We start from the raw sequence: 14,606 nt of genomic DNA, 5'->3' as shown, positions 1-14,606 counted from the left end.
TAAGCTTGGTGTTTGGCATGATGCGAGGCTGCAGGGATGTTTCTCAGTGAGTTGTATCGATACCCGGTGAAGTCGGGGCAGGCGCAAAGCCTGCAGGCTTCACGGGTGGGTTTGCTGGGGTTGCAAGGCGACCGCCGCTGGATGGTGGTCGAGGAAGAAAATGGACGCTTCCTGACCCAGCGGGCCTGGCCGCACCTTGGCCAGCTCCAGGCGTGCGACGACGACGAGGGCCAGTTGTTGCTGCAGGCGCCCGGGCGGGTGCCGTTGCGGGTGCCCGTGCCCGCTACCGATGAGGCCCTGCGCGGCGTGACGATCTGGCGCGACACCCTGCGGGTGCCGGATGCCGGCGACGCGGCAGCCGCCTGGTTGACCGCGTTGCTGGGCAAGCCCGTGCGCCTGGTGTATTGCCCGGAGCAGCGCGCACGTTACCTGCCCAATGGTTATGGCTTCAACAGTGATCGGGCGGCGTTTCCCGACGGTTTCCCCTTGCTGCTTATCGGGCAGGGCTCGCTGGACGAGCTCAACCGGCGTATTGGCCGGCCCATGGAAATGTTGCGCTTTCGACCCAACCTGGTGGTGCGGGGGGCTGAACCATTTGCCGAGGATGGCTGGAAGCGAATCCGCATCGGCAACCTGGAATTTCGCGTGCTCAAGCCCAGTGTGCGGTGCATCTTTACCACGATAGACCCGGCAACCGGGGAGCGCAGTGCGGACCGCGAGCCGATGGTCACGCTCAAGACCTTTCGCGAGAAGGAGGGGGATGTACTGTTTGGCCAGAACCTGGCAGTGGATGGCAGCGGGTGGCTTGAAACAGGAATGCAGGTGGAAGTTCTGGAGTGAATGTGCCGCCTGAATCGGCCCTATCGCCGGCAAGCCAGCGATAGGGCCGGTTCAGGTTCAGCAGGCCTTACATGTCATCGAAATACCGCTCATGCCAATCCACCAGCGGCTGCGGCGAATTCAGCTTCTGCCCGTAGATCACCGAATACGACAGCACGTTCTGCACATATTGGCGCGTTTCGTCGAACGGGATCGATTCCACCCACACATCGAAGCTCAGGTGTTTGGCGCCTTTCAGCCACTGCCGAACGCGCCCGGGCCCGGCGTTGTAGGCCGCCGAGGCCAGCACCCGGTTGCCGTTGAACTGGCCGTGCACCTGGCTCAGGTAGGCCGCACCCAGCTGGATATTCTTGTCCGGGTTCAGCACCTGCGCCGGTGATGCCAGCGGGATGCTGAACTTGCGGGCGGTTTCTTTGGCGGTGGCCGGCATAAGCTGCATCAGGCCGCTGGCGCCCACCGGCGAGCGCGCATCCTCCATGAATGCGCTCTCTTGGCGGGTGATGGCGAATACCCAACTCGAATGCAGGCCGCGGACTTTGGCTTCGCGCACCAGGGTGTCGCGATGGGCCATCGGGAAACGGATGTCCAGGTCGTCCCAGTATTGCGCCTGGCTGATCGTGCGGATGGCCGGGAAGTACCAACGCAGCTCATAGCCCAAGCGAGCCTGGGCAACCATTTCGTCGCGGGTGAAGTGGCGGCTGACGTGGTACCACTCGCGACGGCCCTCCACGATCTGGCCGCGGGCGTGGAACTCCAGGGCACGCTGAATGCCGGGTGTGTTGCGGACCTTCTTGACCAGTTGCGGGCTCAGCAACAACGGCTTGTTGTTCAACTGGTACGGCGTCTGTGCCCGGTCGGCGGCGAGGAAGCCGTAGAAGTCCCGCTCACGTGCCACGGTCTTGTACAGCAGGGGGATCTGCGGGTTGTTCGGCTGGGCCAGTTCCAGGCTGCGTGCCTGCCAGTATTTCCACCGGCTGCTGCTGGCCAGGTCCTGGGGCAGGCGCTTGGTCAGCTCGTAGGCGTCTTCCCAGCGGCCCAGGCGCAGCAGCAGGCGCAGGCGCCATTCGCTGACGGTGTTGTCGCGAAGCTCGGGGTCGTAGCGGGTCATCAGGTCGAGCGCGCGCGGGTCGTAGCGACGTGCCAGGGTCAGGCCGATCTCGCGGGCGATGGCAACCTTCTCATCGCGGGAAAAGTGCATGCGCTGGGCGTAATCGTCGAGCAGTGCCATGGCCCGGTCCGGGTCTTGCCGTGCAAGACGGCGCAGGCCGAGGCTGACGACGTCGGACATGGCGTCGTTGGCCGGGGTAAAGCGCGACGGCTGGCCGAGCAGCTCAGGCTTCTGCGCCACATCGACCAGCAGGCGCCCCTGCGGGCCGAGCGTGGTCAGCGTCTTGACCAGGTTGTTGGCCAGGGCGTAGTTGCGGGCCTGGGCCGCCAGCTTGGTGCGTTCCCAGCGTTTGGCCTCGGTCAGTTGGCCTTCCGCCGCCCACATGCCGAACAGCGTGTCGCAGGCGGCAGGCTGGGACTTGCCGACGTTCCACAGTTTGTCGGCTGTGGCGTAGCCCTCGGCGCGCAGGCCATGGCTGAGCTGATACTGGCCATTGAGGCAGTCCAGTTCGGTGAAGTTGAGTTTTGGGTCGTAGTATTTGACGAAAGTATCCCATTCGCCGCGTTCGGCCAGCCAGCGTAGCCAGCGCAGTTTCATCCAGTTGGCCTGGGGCAGGTCGCCATGCTTGGCGAGAAAGCCTTCGATCTCCTGGTTGCTGGCGCTTTTGAGGCGGGCGGTAAGCTCGTCGTAGGCCAGGTACGGTGTGAGCGGGTAGTCGCTCAGGGCTTGCGCATAGCGCAAGTACGGGCCTTTGTCGCCCTTGGCCAGCGCACGCTTGGCCTCGTCGTAGTACTGGCGTTGCTGGGTGAGGTCGGTGGCCTGCGCCGCGCAGGTGGCAGCGGTGAGCAGCAGGCATGATGCAATGTGTAACAGGCGGCTGCGCATGATACGTCCGGGCAGTAGAACCATGGGGAAGTGACGGCGGAGCCAGCACTGTTGGAAGCGATTGCCCTTAGCTTAGCTGTTTGCCGGCGGCGGGTGAAAGCACTGTGCTTGTATCGGGATATTAACTTCGACCAGATGTCGCAAAGCGGTCGCCGGGTGGCCAAGCGGATGCCGTCGAGGGCCAAGTCAGGTAGAATGCGCGCCCGATTTATGGAGACCAACATGACCCTGCTCAAATTCAGCGATGTGTCCCTCGCATTCGGCGCCATGCCGCTGCTGGACAAAGTGTCCTGGCAGATCGCTCGTGGTGAGCGGGTGTGCATCATCGGCCGCAACGGTACTGGCAAGTCCAGCATGCTGCGCCTGGTCAAGGGCGAGCAGAAGGGTGACGACGGTGAAGTCTGGCGTGCCCCGGGCCTGAAGATCGGCGAGCTGCCGCAGGAACTGCCGGTGGCCGACGAGCGCACGGTGTTCGATGTGGTGGCCGCAGGCCTGGATGGCGTCGGCGAGCTGCTGGCGCAGTTCCACCACCTGAGCATGAATATCCAGAACGACGAAGACCTGGAAAAACTCATGCACGTCCAGCACGAGCTGGAAGCCCGTGATGGCTGGCGCCTGCAACAAGTGGTGGAGAGCACCCTGAGCCGCCTGCAGTTGCCGGCCGACAAGACCCTGGCCGAGCTGTCCGGTGGCTGGCGCCGCCGTGTGCTGCTGGCCCAGGCGCTGGTGTCCGAGCCCGACCTGCTGCTGCTCGACGAGCCGACCAACCACCTGGACATCGGTGCGATTGCCTGGCTCGAAGAGGCCCTGCGCAGTTTCAACGGCGCGGTGTTGTTCATCACCCACGACCGGTCCTTCCTGCAGAACCTGGCCACCCGCATCCTTGAACTGGACCGCGGCGGCCTGATTGACTGGAACGGTGACTACGCCAGCTTCCTGGTGCACAAGGAGGCCGCACTGGCCGCCGAAGAAACTGCCAATGCGCTGTTCGACAAGCGCCTGGCTCAGGAAGAAGTGTGGATTCGCCAAGGCATCAAGGCACGCCGCACCCGGAACGAAGGGCGTGTGCGGGCATTGAAAGCCTTGCGTGTGGAGCGTGGCGAGCGCCGCGAGCGCCAGGGCAAGGCCAACATCCAGATCGAGGCGGCGGAAAAATCCGGCAAGCAGGTGATGGTGCTGGAAAACGTCAGCTTCCATCACGCCGACGGGCCGATGCTGGTCAAAGACTTTTCCATGGTCTTGCAGCGTCAGGATCGGATCGGCCTGCTGGGGGCCAACGGCACCGGCAAGACCACCCTGCTCAAGCTGATGCTCGGCGGCCTGGAGCCCACTTCGGGCAAGGTCGAGCGCGGCACCAAGCTGGAAGTGGCCTACTTCGACCAGATGCGCCACCAGCTCGAGCTGGAAAAGACCGTGATCGACAACCTGGCCGAAGGCCGTGATTTTATCGAGATCGACGGCCAGAACCGCCACGTGCTGAGCTACCTGGGCGACTTCCTGTTCAGCCCTCAGCGTGCCCGCACGCCGGTCAAGGCACTGTCGGGTGGCGAGCGTGCCCGCCTGCTGCTGGCAAAGCTGTTCAGCAAGCCGGCCAACCTGCTGGTACTCGACGAACCGACCAACGACCTGGACGTGGAAACCCTCGAGCTGCTCGAGGAAGTGCTGTCCAACTACAAGGGCACCGTGCTGATGGTCAGCCACGACCGGGCCTTCCTCGACAACGTCGTCACCAGCACGCTGGTGTTCGAAGGCGAGGGCAAGGTGCGTGAGTACGTGGGCGGCTACGAGGACTGGATTCGCCAGGGGGGCTCGCCAAAGCTGCTGGGCGTGACCGAGAGCAAGGGCGGCAAGTCCGAACTCAACAGCGCAGTGGTGGAAAAAGTCGAGGACAAGCCCGCGCCTGTTGCTGCGCCGGTGGCGGAAGAGGCGTCGAAGAAGAAGCTCAGCTACAAGCTGCAGCGTGAGCTGGAGATGCTGCCAGGGCAGATCGACGAAGTTGAGCAGCGTATGGCTGAGGCCCAGGAAGAAGTGAATGCGGCGGGCTTCTATCAGCGGCCGATTGCGGAAACTTCGGCAGTGCTTGCGAAGATCGAGAAGCTACAGGGTGAGCTGGATGCGCTGGTAGAGCGCTGGGCCGAGCTGGAAGGCTGATCGGCTTTAACCTGTACCGGCCTCTTCGCGGGGCAAGCCCGCTCCCACAGGTATCGCGGCGCGGTCCCTGTGGGAGCGGGCTTGCCCCGCGAAGAGGCCGGTACAGGTTAAGTCATTCTTTCTTCTGCAACCGCACCGCCAGTACATCGCACGGCGCACCATGCAGCACGTCATTGGCGGTGGAACCCAGCAGCAACGCCAGGCCATGGCGGCCATGACTGCCGACCACGATCAGGTCGCAATTCTGTTCCTTGGCCAGTTGGTGGATTTCCTGGCGCGGTTGGCCGTAGGTCAGGTGGGAATCGCCGCGCTGGATGTCCGGGTATTTGTTGAACAGGCGGTCCATGCGCTCCTTGGCCTGGTCGAACTGTTGCTGTTGCAACTGCGACAGGTCCATCGGTACGTCACCGCCGAATGCCATGGCCATCGGCTCGACGATGTGCACCAGGGACACCTTGGCGCCTGAGGGCTCGGCGAGCTTCATGGCACGCTTGATCACCGGGTCGCATTCTTCGGTCAGGTCGACGGCGACCAACAAATGTTCATATTGCATGAGCGGTACTCCTGGCAATCGCGATAGAAGAAGTATGGTCGCTTTCGGGCGGGTCTACCGTGAAAAATGGCTAACCAGCTCATTTGCAACGCTTTATGGGAACTACTGATATGACGGTATTGCTGGTGGTGTCAATCCTTGCGCTGATTCTCAGCCCGCTTTCCTGGCTGCGAGGCTCGCGCAAGCAGAGCGAGCAGATGAAGTTGCGGCTGGAGGCCCGGCGCATGGGGTTGGCCATGCAACTGGCGCCGCAGCAGTGGCCGCACTGGCTCGAAATGGAGCCGCCAAGCCCTTGCCCGCAATACCACCGGGCGCGGCATCGCGGGCATGAGGACAGCTTCAGCTTCTGGCAGGTCACCCCAGGGGTGTGGTGGAACCAATGGCGCGAGCCCTGCGAAGATCCTCGCTTCATCGAGGCCTTGGCGCGCTTGCCGGCGAGCGTCTACAAGGTCGAAGCCGACGCGCGGATGATCGCCCTGTACTGGACTGAACGGGGTGATACGGCTGTATTGCAGGATGTTGCCTACGTCCTCGAAACCCTGGCCTGAAACCTCGTGGGGCCACGTCGTACCCGTAGGAGCAGCCTTGTGCTGCGAAGAGGCCGGTATGCCTGATAGTACTGTTCCGGGCGTATCGGCCTCTTCGCCGCACAAGGCGGCTCCCACAGGTACGGCGCAGGCGTTCAGGGCTTTAAACGACAAAGCGGCGGCTTGGCAGAACCCTGAAGGGGTGGGGTGCCAAGTCGCCGCTTTGCGTTTCTGCTACGCAGAAAAGGCCAGGCAGGCCGGGTATTCATTCAAGCAAGTGCCAGTGTAGCCGCACTGGGGTGCCGCGCAAGCCGAAAGATGCAGCACTGTCCAACCGGGCGTGGTCAATCGCTGACGTGAATGGTCGGCGATCACTGTCATCATGTTTTGCACCCGGACGATACAAAGTGACTGGAAAGTCGCGTTTTCGTCGTGCTCCTGAGCATTTGACAACGCCGATCTTTTCGGAGAATGTGTGCACACCCAAATCAAACGGGCGTATGAATTGAGCGTTTGTATGTCATGACGCCAAGCCATACTTCCGACTAGCGCGCTGACGGGTGTGCCTGGGGCAGGGCAGCTAGGCCTGCTTCTGCTGCAGCGATCGGCGTGTACAGTTCAGCTTCCATATCGTGGAGATCAGTTGATGATTTACGAAGGTAAAGCCATCACGGTTAAGGCTCTTGAAAGTGGCATCGTCGAGCTCAAATTCGACCTCAAGGGTGAGTCCGTCAACAAGTTCAACCGCCTGACCCTGAACGAGCTTCGCCAGGCCGTCGACGCCATCCAGGCCGACGCCTCGGTCAAGGGCGTGATCGTCAGCAGTGGCAAGGACGTGTTCATCGTCGGCGCCGACATCACCGAGTTCGTCGACAACTTCAAGCTGCCCGAGGCCGAACTGGTCGCCGGCAACCTGGAAGCCAATCGCATCTTCAGTGCCTTCGAAGACCTCGAAGTGCCGACCGTTGCTGCCATCAACGGCATCGCCTTGGGCGGCGGCCTGGAAATGTGCCTGGCCGCCGACTACCGGATCATGTCCTCCAGCGCCAAGATTGGCCTGCCCGAAGTCAAACTGGGCATCTACCCCGGCTTTGGCGGCACCGTGCGCCTGCCGCGCCTGATCGGTTCGGACAACGCTATCGAGTGGATCGCCTCCGGCAAGGAAAACCGTGCCGAGGACGCCTTGAAAGTGGGCGCTGTCGACGCCGTGGTCGCCCCTGAGTTGCTGCAGGCCGGTGCCTTGGACCTGATCAAGCGGGCCATCAGCGGCGAGCTGGACTACAAGGCCAAGCGTCAGCCGAAGCTGGAAAAGCTCAAACTCAATGCCATCGAGCAGATGATGGCCTTCGAGACCGCCAAGGGCTTCGTTGCCGGCCAGGCCGGCCCGAACTATCCGGCCCCGGTCGAAGCCATCAAGACCATCCAGAAGGCCGCCAACTTCGGCCGCGACAAGGCCCTGGAGGTCGAAGCCGCAGGCTTTGCCAAGCTGGCCAAGACGTCGGTTGCCGAAAGCCTCATCGGCCTGTTCCTGAACGACCAGGAACTCAAGCGCAAGGCCAAGGCGCATGACGAGATTGCCCACGACGTCAAGCAGGCCGCCGTGCTCGGCGCCGGCATCATGGGTGGCGGCATCGCTTACCAGTCGGCGGTCAACGGCACCCCGATCCTGATGAAGGATATCCGCGAGGAAGCTATCCAGCTGGGCCTGAACGAGGCCTCCAAGCTGCTCGGCAACCGCGTCGAGAAGGGCCGCCTGACCCCGGCCAAGATGGCCGAGGCACTCAACGCCATTCGCCCGACCCTGTCCTATGGCGACTTCGCCAATGTCGACATCGTCGTCGAAGCTGTGGTCGAGAACCCGAAGGTCAAGCAAGCTGTGCTGGCTGAAGTGGAAGGCCAGGTGAAGGACGACGCGATCCTCGCTTCCAACACCTCGACCATCTCCATCAACCTGCTGGCAAAAGCGCTCAAACGCCCGGAAAACTTCGTCGGCATGCACTTCTTCAACCCGGTGCACATGATGCCGCTGGTTGAAGTGATCCGTGGTGAGAAGTCCAGTGAAGTGGCGGTGGCCACCACCGTGGCCTACGCCAAGAAAATGGGCAAGAACCCGATCGTGGTCAACGATTGCCCGGGCTTTTTGGTCAACCGCGTGCTGTTCCCGTATTTCGGCGGCTTTGCCAAGCTGGTCAGTGCCGGTGTCGACTTCGTGCGCATCGACAAGGTCATGGAGAAGTTCGGCTGGCCAATGGGCCCGGCTTACCTGATGGACGTGGTTGGCATTGACACCGGCCACCACGGCCGTGACGTGATGGCCGAAGGCTTCCCGGACCGCATGAAGGACGACCGCCGCTCGGCCGTGGACGCGCTGTACGAGGCCAACCGCCTGGGCCAGAAGAACGGCAAGGGCTTCTACGCCTACGAAACCGACAAGCGCGGCAAGCCGAAGAAGGTCTTCGATGCCACCGTGCTCGACGTCCTCAAGCCGATCGTGTTCGAACAGCGTGAAGTCACCGACGAAGACATCATCAACTGGATGATGGTCCCGCTGTGCCTGGAGACCGTGCGCTGCCTGGAAGACGGCATTGTCGAAACCGCCGCCGAAGCCGACATGGGCTTGGTCTATGGCATTGGTTTCCCTCCCTTCCGCGGTGGTGCGCTGCGCTACATCGACTCGATCGGCGTGGCCGAATTCGTCGCACTGGCCGATCAGTACGCCGATCTGGGGCCGCTGTACCACCCGACTGCGAAGCTGCGTGAAATGGCCAAGAACGGCCAGCGCTTCTTCAACTGAGCGGTCAACGAGCTAGAGCGAGAGATTTGATATGAGCCTGAATCCAAGAGACGTGGTGATTGTCGACTTCGGTCGCACGCCAATGGGCCGCTCCAAGGGTGGCATGCACCGTAATACCCGCGCCGAAGACATGTCGGCGCACCTGATCAGCAAGCTGCTGGAGCGCAACGGCAAGGTCGACCCGAAAGAAGTCGAAGACGTGATCTGGGGCTGCGTCAACCAGACCCTGGAGCAAGGCTGGAACATCGCCCGCATGGCGTCGCTGATGACCCAGATTCCGCACACGTCTGCAGCGCAGACCGTCAGCCGCCTGTGCGGCTCTTCGATGAGCGCCTTGCACACCGCTGCCCAGGCGATCATGACCGGTAACGGCGATGTGTTCGTGGTCGGTGGCGTGGAACACATGGGCCACGTCAGCATGATGCATGGCGTGGACCCTAACCCGCACCTTTCCTTGCATGCGGCCAAGGCTTCCGGGATGATGGGCCTGACTGCAGAAATGCTCGGCAAGATGCACGGCATCACCCGGGAGCAGCAGGACCTGTTCGGCGTGCGTTCGCACCAGTTGGCCCACAAAGCCACGGTCGAAGGCAAGTTCAAGGACGAGATCATCCCGATGCAGGGCTATGACGAGAACGGCTTCCTGAAGGTATTCGATTTCGACGAAACCATTCGCCCGGAAACCACCCTCGAAGGCCTGGCATCGCTCAAGCCCGCGTTCAACCCGAAAGGCGGTACTGTCACCGCCGGTACCTCGTCGCAGATCACCGACGGCGCTTCGTGCATGATCGTCATGTCTGGCCAGCGTGCAATGGACCTGGGTATCCAGCCATTGGCGGTGATTCGTTCGATGGCGGTGGCAGGTGTTGATCCGGCGATCATGGGTTATGGTCCGGTACCGTCGACCCAGAAAGCGCTCAAGCGCGCCGGGCTGACCATGGCCGACATCGACTTCATCGAGCTTAACGAAGCCTTTGCTGCACAGGCCTTGCCAGTGCTGAAAGACTTGAAAGTGCTCGACAAGATGGATGAGAAGGTTAACCTGCACGGCGGCGCCATTGCTTTGGGTCACCCGTTCGGTTGCTCCGGGGCACGCATTTCGGGCACCCTGCTCAATGTCATGAAGCAGAATGGCGGTACTCTGGGGGTGGCGACCATGTGCGTCGGCCTCGGCCAAGGTATCACCACTGTCTTCGAACGCGTCTGATCGCGTTGCGGGACAGCAACCGGGGCCTTGTGCCCCGGTTTTGTTTTTACAGGTTTTATTCAAGAGGGTGGGCAACATGCAGATACAACCAGGCGTATACCGGCATTACAAAGGGCCTGAGTACCGTGTCTTCAGCGTTGCGCGGCACTCCGAGAACGAAGAGTGGATGGTGTTCTACCAATGCCTGTATGGTGATTACAGCTTCTGGGTACGCCCCCTTTTGATGTTCCAGGAGTCCGTCGAGGTTGACGGCGAGCAGGTGCCACGCTTTGCTTTGGTCAAGGCCGAAGAAGGGCTGCCTGGGTTGCTGGGCAAGTCGCACGAGTGATTGTCCGAGCTTGACCTCACACTTTTGCCACTATATATAGCGGTGCCGCGTTTGGTACCTGACGCGTTTTTCATTTTCAGATTCAGGAATACTCCGATCCATGGGCAAATCGCTGGTCATTGTGGAATCCCCGGCCAAGGCCAAGACCATCAACAAGTACCTGGGCAACCAGTACGTGGTGAAGTCGAGTATCGGCCATATCCGAGACCTCCCCACCAGCGGTTCGGCCAGCGCAAGCAAAGAGCCGGCCGCCAAGCGTGGCAAGGCCGCGGGTGAGGCTCCGGCCCTGTCGCCGAAAGAAAAGGCCCGTCGCCAGCTGGTGGCACGCATGGGCGTCGACCCGGATCACGGCTGGAAGGCCAAGTACGAGATCCTGCCTGGCAAGGAAAAGGTGATCGAAGAGCTGCGTCGCCTGGCCAAGGATGCCGACACCATCTATCTCGCAACCGACTTGGACCGCGAAGGGGAAGCCATTGCCTGGCACCTGCGCGAAGCCATCGGTGGTGACGACACACGCTACAAGCGCGTGGTGTTCAACGAAATTACCAAAAAGGCCATCCAGGAAGCCTTCTCGCAGCCAGGCGAGCTGGACATCGACCGGGTCAACGCTCAGCAGGCGCGGCGCTTCCTCGACCGTGTGGTTGGTTACATGGTTTCGCCGCTGTTGTGGGCCAAGATTGCTCGCGGCCTGTCTGCTGGCCGTGTGCAGTCGGTCGCGGTGAAGCTGGTGGTGGAGCGCGAGCGTGAAATCCGTGCATTCATCCCGCAAGAGTACTGGGAGATTCATGCCGACCTCGGTACCGCCAAGAACGCCAAGGTGCGTTTCGAGGTGGCGCGCGAGAAGGGCGAGGCCTTCAAGCCGCTGAACGAAGCCCAGGCCATGGCTGCGCTGGAGAAGCTCAAGGCTTCCAGCTACAGCGTGGTCAAGCGTGAAGACCGCCCGACCAGCAGCAAGCCGTCGGCGCCGTTCATTACCTCCACCCTGCAGCAGGCGGCCAGTAACCGCCTGGGCTTCGGGGTGAAAAAGACCATGATGATGGCCCAGCGCTTGTATGAGGCCGGCTACATCACTTACATGCGTACCGACTCGACCAACCTGTCGGTCGATGCCCTGGACATGGCGCGTAGCTACATCGAGCGCGAGTTCGGCAAGCAGTACCTGCCGGATGCGCCGCTGGTTTACGGCAGCAAGGAAGGGGCCCAGGAGGCGCACGAAGCGATTCGTCCTTCCGATGTGAATACGCACCCGACCAAGCTCAGCGGCATGGAGCGCGACGCCGAGCGCCTGTACGAGCTGATCTGGCGCCAGTTCCTGGCCTGCCAGATGCCCCCGGCGCAGTACCTGTCCACCAGCGTCACCGTGGCTGCGGGCGACTTCGAGCTGCGTGCCAAGGGCCGTATCCTCAAATTTGACGGTTATACCCGCGTGCTGCCGCAACAGAGCAAGCCGGGCGAAGACGACGTGCTGCCTGAGATGGTCCAGGGCGAGGCGCTGAAGCTGATTCAGATCGACCCGAGCCAGCACTTCACCAAGCCGCCGGCGCGCTTCACCGAGGCCAGCCTGGTCAAGGAAATGGAAAAGCGCGGCATTGGTCGCCCGTCGACCTATGCGGCGATCATCTCGACCATTCAGGACCGTGGTTATGTGACCTTGCATAACCGCCGTTTCTATTCCGAGAAAATGGGCGACATCGTCACCGAGCGCCTGTCGGAAAGCTTCTCCAACCTGATGGACTACGGCTTTACCGCCGATATGGAGGAGAACCTCGACGACGTGGCCCAGGGCGAGCGTGACTGGAAAAACGTACTCGACGAGTTCTACGGCGACTTCAGCAAGAAGCTGCAGACTGCAGAGTCCAGCGAAAACGGCATGCGCGCCAACCAGCCGACCATGACCAACATTCCGTGCAAGGAATGCGGCCGGCCGATGATGATCCGCACCGCTTCCACGGGTGTTTTCCTGGGTTGTTCGGGTTACAGCCTTCCGCCAAAAGAGCGCTGCAAGGCCACCGTCAACCTGGTGCCGGGTGACGAGATTGCCGCTGATGACGAGGGTGAATCGGAATCCCGCGTGCTGCTGGGCAAGCACCGTTGCCCGATCTGCGCCACAGCGATGGACGCCTACCTGCTGGATGAGAAGCACAAGCTGCACATTTGCGGTAACAACCCCGATTGCGTTGGCTACGAGATCGAAGAGGGCAGCTACCGCATCAAGGGTTACGAAGGGCCGAGCCTGGAGTGCGACAAGTGTGGCAGCGAGATGCAGTTGAAGACCGGCCGTTTTGGCAAATTCTTCGGCTGCACCAACCCGGCGTGCAAGAACACCCGCAAGCTGCTCAAGAGTGGCGAGGCGGCGCCACCGAAGATGGACAAGGTGGACATGCCGGAGCTCAAGTGCGAGAAGGTGGACGACACCTACGTGCTGCGTGACGGTGCTTCGGGGTTGTTCCTGGCTGCCAGTCAGTTCCCGAAAAACCGTGAAACCCGTGCGCCGCTGGTGCTTGAAATTGTGCCGCACAAGCACGAGATCGATCCGAAGTACCACTTCCTCTGCGATGCGCCACAGAAAGATCCAGAAGGCCGCCCGGCAGTTATCCGCTACAGCCGCAAGACCAAGGAGCAGTACGTGCAGTCCGAGGTCGATGGCAAGCCGACCGGCTGGAAGGCCTTCTACGACGGCAATGCCTGGAAGGTTGAAGACAAGCGCTGATCTTTCGGTGCTTTAATTGGGGCCGCTTTGCGCCCCTTCGCGGCACAAGGCCGCTTCTGCAAGGAATCGCGTTCTCTTGCAGGAGGGCCTTGTGCCGCGAAGGGGCGCAAAGCGGCCCCAATCATTTATGATGCATGTATTCGCCTTGCAGCCTGATGGGAGGGCAAAGAAATGGCCCAGGAAACCTACACTCGCACCAACCAGAAACTGTTCTTCGCCGGCCTTGCTCTGGAGTCCATGGCCAAGGCTGAACAAAGCCAGGCCATGAATGCACAGGGCCTGGTTCAGGCTGAACGCGAATCGGCGCTGTTCCACCTGTATGGCGCGCTGCTGGGCCTGTGCCATGAAATCGGGGTGTTCTACCGCCTGCCGGTGGTTGCAACTGTCGAGCAAGCGCTGGCCGACGACGCGCTGAATGGCATCGCTATCCCGGAAGTGGCCGAGCTGCTTGAGCTTGCCCGTCAGCGCGAAACCTGGCTGGCGCAAATGCTGGGTGCTTATGCCGATTTGTTCCGACCACCGGTCGCCAGGAAAGCGCCGAAAACCGATGTCACGCAGCCTCTGATCCAGGCCGTCAATCTCGATGAGCCCGAGCATCCTGCGCTATCGCGTACCGAGCTGGAAAGCTGGCGCAACAACCTCAAGGGTTTGGTGAGACGTTTCCGCGATGCGTTGAGTGAGTGCTGATAGCCGTTACGGCTGGTACAATACGGACCTTTCGCGGAGAACTGCCATTTATGTCTACGTCTTTTCTGGAAATTGTCGAGTTGCCTGATGGCCGCATCGAACTGCGTCGCGCTGAGGATGAGGGCTCTCTGGTAACCCTGGATTTCTCGGAAGACGCCAAGGTGTTCCTGCAGGGCCAGCATGTAGAAGTGGCCAAGGCCATGCTTAGCGTGGGCGTGCAGATGGCCGGCCGCCTCATGGATGGTGAGCTCGAACGTGATGAAGGGCCGCGTGTGCTGCACTGACCGTGCAGCAGCCAGCAGGTTTTTCAAATGACAGGCAAAGCCTGAGCATCAGCCGAGGCGGATGTTCAGGCTTTGTGCGTTTCCGACACTGGCGGCGCGCAGCAATTGCTGGCGAGCGGTGGCGTTGACGTTGCCCAGCCAACTGACCACCGTGTGACTGCGGCCCAGGCGCAAAGCTTCGCAGGCCAGTTGCAGCGGGGTTTGATTGCCACGAGGTTGCAGCAGCAAGATGCGTTCACGGTTGAGGCCGGCATCGCGCAGCCAGGCCTGGGTCAGGCTCGACGGCGGGGCGATCAGGGTCAGCCAGCGGGCCGCGTCCTCTTCGCTCAGTTCGCGCAGTACCGGTGCCAGCAGGCTTTGGCAGTGACCTGGCGCGCCGCGCAGCGACAATTCGCTGAACAGTTCAGGCTGGTTGTGCTTGCGCGCCAGTTCGCTGGCTTTCAGGCCAGGTAGCACGGGCTGGGCGAGAAATGCTTCGAACAGGGGCAACTGGGCTTGCTCGGGTGCGTGAATGAACTGCTGCATGACGCCT

General features: G+C 61.7%; 12 protein-coding genes. 9 read left to right on the top strand and 3 right to left on the bottom strand.

Annotated features, from left to right (window positions below; all coding sequences use genetic code 11):
• The first annotated feature begins 36 nt into the window (after positions 1-36).
• Positions 37-840 carry an MOSC N-terminal beta barrel domain-containing protein gene (locus J3A71_RS20915; protein ID WP_145914579.1) on the top strand — a complete coding sequence of 268 codons (804 nt, stop codon included), beginning with the start codon at positions 37-39 and terminating at the stop codon, positions 838-840.
• Between the two features lie 67 nt (positions 841-907).
• Here the strand turns inward: J3A71_RS20915 and J3A71_RS20910 are convergent, their stop codons facing one another.
• Positions 908-2,833, bottom strand: a complete 1,926-nt coding sequence (locus J3A71_RS20910; protein WP_016485634.1) for a transglycosylase SLT domain-containing protein — start codon at positions 2,831-2,833, stop codon at positions 908-910.
• A 222-nt stretch (positions 2,834-3,055) separates the two neighbouring features.
• Here J3A71_RS20910 and J3A71_RS20905 point away from each other — a divergent pair, with 222 nt between their 5' ends.
• On the top strand, positions 3,056-4,984 hold the full coding sequence (locus J3A71_RS20905) for an ATP-binding cassette domain-containing protein (RefSeq protein ID WP_016485635.1): 1,929 nt from the start codon (positions 3,056-3,058) through the stop codon (positions 4,982-4,984).
• A 112-nt stretch (positions 4,985-5,096) separates the two neighbouring features.
• On the opposite strand, the gene J3A71_RS20900 is transcribed toward J3A71_RS20905, so the two are convergent.
• Positions 5,097-5,537 (bottom strand): universal stress protein, encoded by a 441-nt coding sequence (locus J3A71_RS20900; protein ID WP_016485636.1) that lies wholly within the window; start codon positions 5,535-5,537, stop codon positions 5,097-5,099.
• A 110-nt stretch (positions 5,538-5,647) separates the two neighbouring features.
• Here J3A71_RS20900 and J3A71_RS20895 point away from each other — a divergent pair, with 110 nt between their 5' ends.
• From J3A71_RS20895 to J3A71_RS20865, 7 genes are all read left to right on the top strand, one after another.
• Positions 5,648-6,085: a hypothetical protein gene (locus tag J3A71_RS20895; RefSeq protein ID WP_060518383.1), complete on the top strand. Its 438-nt coding sequence runs from the start codon at positions 5,648-5,650 to the stop codon at positions 6,083-6,085.
• Positions 6,086-6,710: 625 nt separating this feature from the next.
• Complete coding sequence (fadB, locus tag J3A71_RS20890) at positions 6,711-8,858, top strand: fatty acid oxidation complex subunit alpha FadB (RefSeq protein WP_209953190.1); 2,148 nt, start codon at positions 6,711-6,713, stop codon at positions 8,856-8,858.
• Between the two features lie 31 nt (positions 8,859-8,889).
• Positions 8,890-10,065 (top strand): acetyl-CoA C-acyltransferase FadA, encoded by a 1,176-nt coding sequence (fadA, locus tag J3A71_RS20885; protein ID WP_012271343.1) that lies wholly within the window; start codon positions 8,890-8,892, stop codon positions 10,063-10,065.
• A gap of 76 nt (positions 10,066-10,141) precedes the next feature.
• Complete coding sequence (locus tag J3A71_RS20880) at positions 10,142-10,393, top strand: DUF1653 domain-containing protein (RefSeq protein ID WP_016485639.1); 252 nt, start codon at positions 10,142-10,144, stop codon at positions 10,391-10,393.
• 100 nt (positions 10,394-10,493) lie between these two features.
• Entirely contained in the window at positions 10,494-13,103 is a 2,610-nt protein-coding gene (gene topA / locus J3A71_RS20875) for a type I DNA topoisomerase (RefSeq protein WP_016485640.1), read from the top strand.
• A 171-nt stretch (positions 13,104-13,274) separates the two neighbouring features.
• Entirely contained in the window at positions 13,275-13,790 is a 516-nt protein-coding gene (locus tag J3A71_RS20870) for a DUF6586 family protein (RefSeq protein ID WP_016485641.1), read from the top strand.
• Positions 13,791-13,840: 50 nt separating this feature from the next.
• Positions 13,841-14,074: a hypothetical protein gene (locus tag J3A71_RS20865; protein ID WP_003248777.1), complete on the top strand. Its 234-nt coding sequence runs from the start codon at positions 13,841-13,843 to the stop codon at positions 14,072-14,074.
• Positions 14,075-14,122: 48 nt separating this feature from the next.
• On the opposite strand, the gene sulA is transcribed toward J3A71_RS20865, so the two are convergent.
• The gene (sulA, locus tag J3A71_RS20860; RefSeq protein ID WP_016485642.1) at positions 14,123-14,599 is read right to left on the bottom strand and encodes an SOS-induced cell division inhibitor SulA; all 477 of its coding nucleotides are present in this window, start codon (positions 14,597-14,599) and stop codon (positions 14,123-14,125) included.
• Positions 14,600-14,606 lie beyond the last annotated feature (7 nt).

It is taken from the genome of Pseudomonas sp. PvP089 (assembly GCF_017875165.1).
GTDB lineage: Bacteria > Pseudomonadota > Gammaproteobacteria > Pseudomonadales > Pseudomonadaceae > Aquipseudomonas > Aquipseudomonas fortuita.
The sequence above is the reverse complement of the archived record's forward strand: the minus strand, read 5'-3'. Positions and strand labels throughout refer to the sequence as shown.

Bases quoted from the DNA above. Each gene is read 5' to 3' on its own strand.
- J3A71_RS20865 (WP_003248777.1), top strand. From the start codon at position 13,841: ATGTCTACGTCTTTTCTGGAAATTGTCGAGTTGCCTGATGGCCGCATC.
- J3A71_RS20905 (WP_016485635.1), top strand. From the start codon at position 3,056: ATGACCCTGCTCAAATTCAGCGATGTGTCCCTCGCATTCGGCGCCATG.
- sulA (WP_016485642.1), bottom strand. From the start codon at position 14,599: ATGCAGCAGTTCATTCACGCACCCGAGCAAGCCCAGTTGCCCCTGTTC.
- J3A71_RS20910 (WP_016485634.1), bottom strand. From the start codon at position 2,833: ATGCGCAGCCGCCTGTTACACATTGCATCATGCCTGCTGCTCACCGCT.
- J3A71_RS20880 (WP_016485639.1), top strand. From the start codon at position 10,142: ATGCAGATACAACCAGGCGTATACCGGCATTACAAAGGGCCTGAGTAC.
- J3A71_RS20915 (WP_145914579.1), top strand. From the start codon at position 37: ATGTTTCTCAGTGAGTTGTATCGATACCCGGTGAAGTCGGGGCAGGCG.
- J3A71_RS20900 (WP_016485636.1), bottom strand. From the start codon at position 5,537: ATGCAATATGAACATTTGTTGGTCGCCGTCGACCTGACCGAAGAATGC.
- J3A71_RS20895 (WP_060518383.1), top strand. From the start codon at position 5,648: ATGACGGTATTGCTGGTGGTGTCAATCCTTGCGCTGATTCTCAGCCCG.
- fadB (WP_209953190.1), top strand. From the start codon at position 6,711: ATGATTTACGAAGGTAAAGCCATCACGGTTAAGGCTCTTGAAAGTGGC.
- J3A71_RS20870 (WP_016485641.1), top strand. From the start codon at position 13,275: ATGGCCCAGGAAACCTACACTCGCACCAACCAGAAACTGTTCTTCGCC.
- fadA (WP_012271343.1), top strand. From the start codon at position 8,890: ATGAGCCTGAATCCAAGAGACGTGGTGATTGTCGACTTCGGTCGCACG.
- topA (WP_016485640.1), top strand. From the start codon at position 10,494: ATGGGCAAATCGCTGGTCATTGTGGAATCCCCGGCCAAGGCCAAGACC.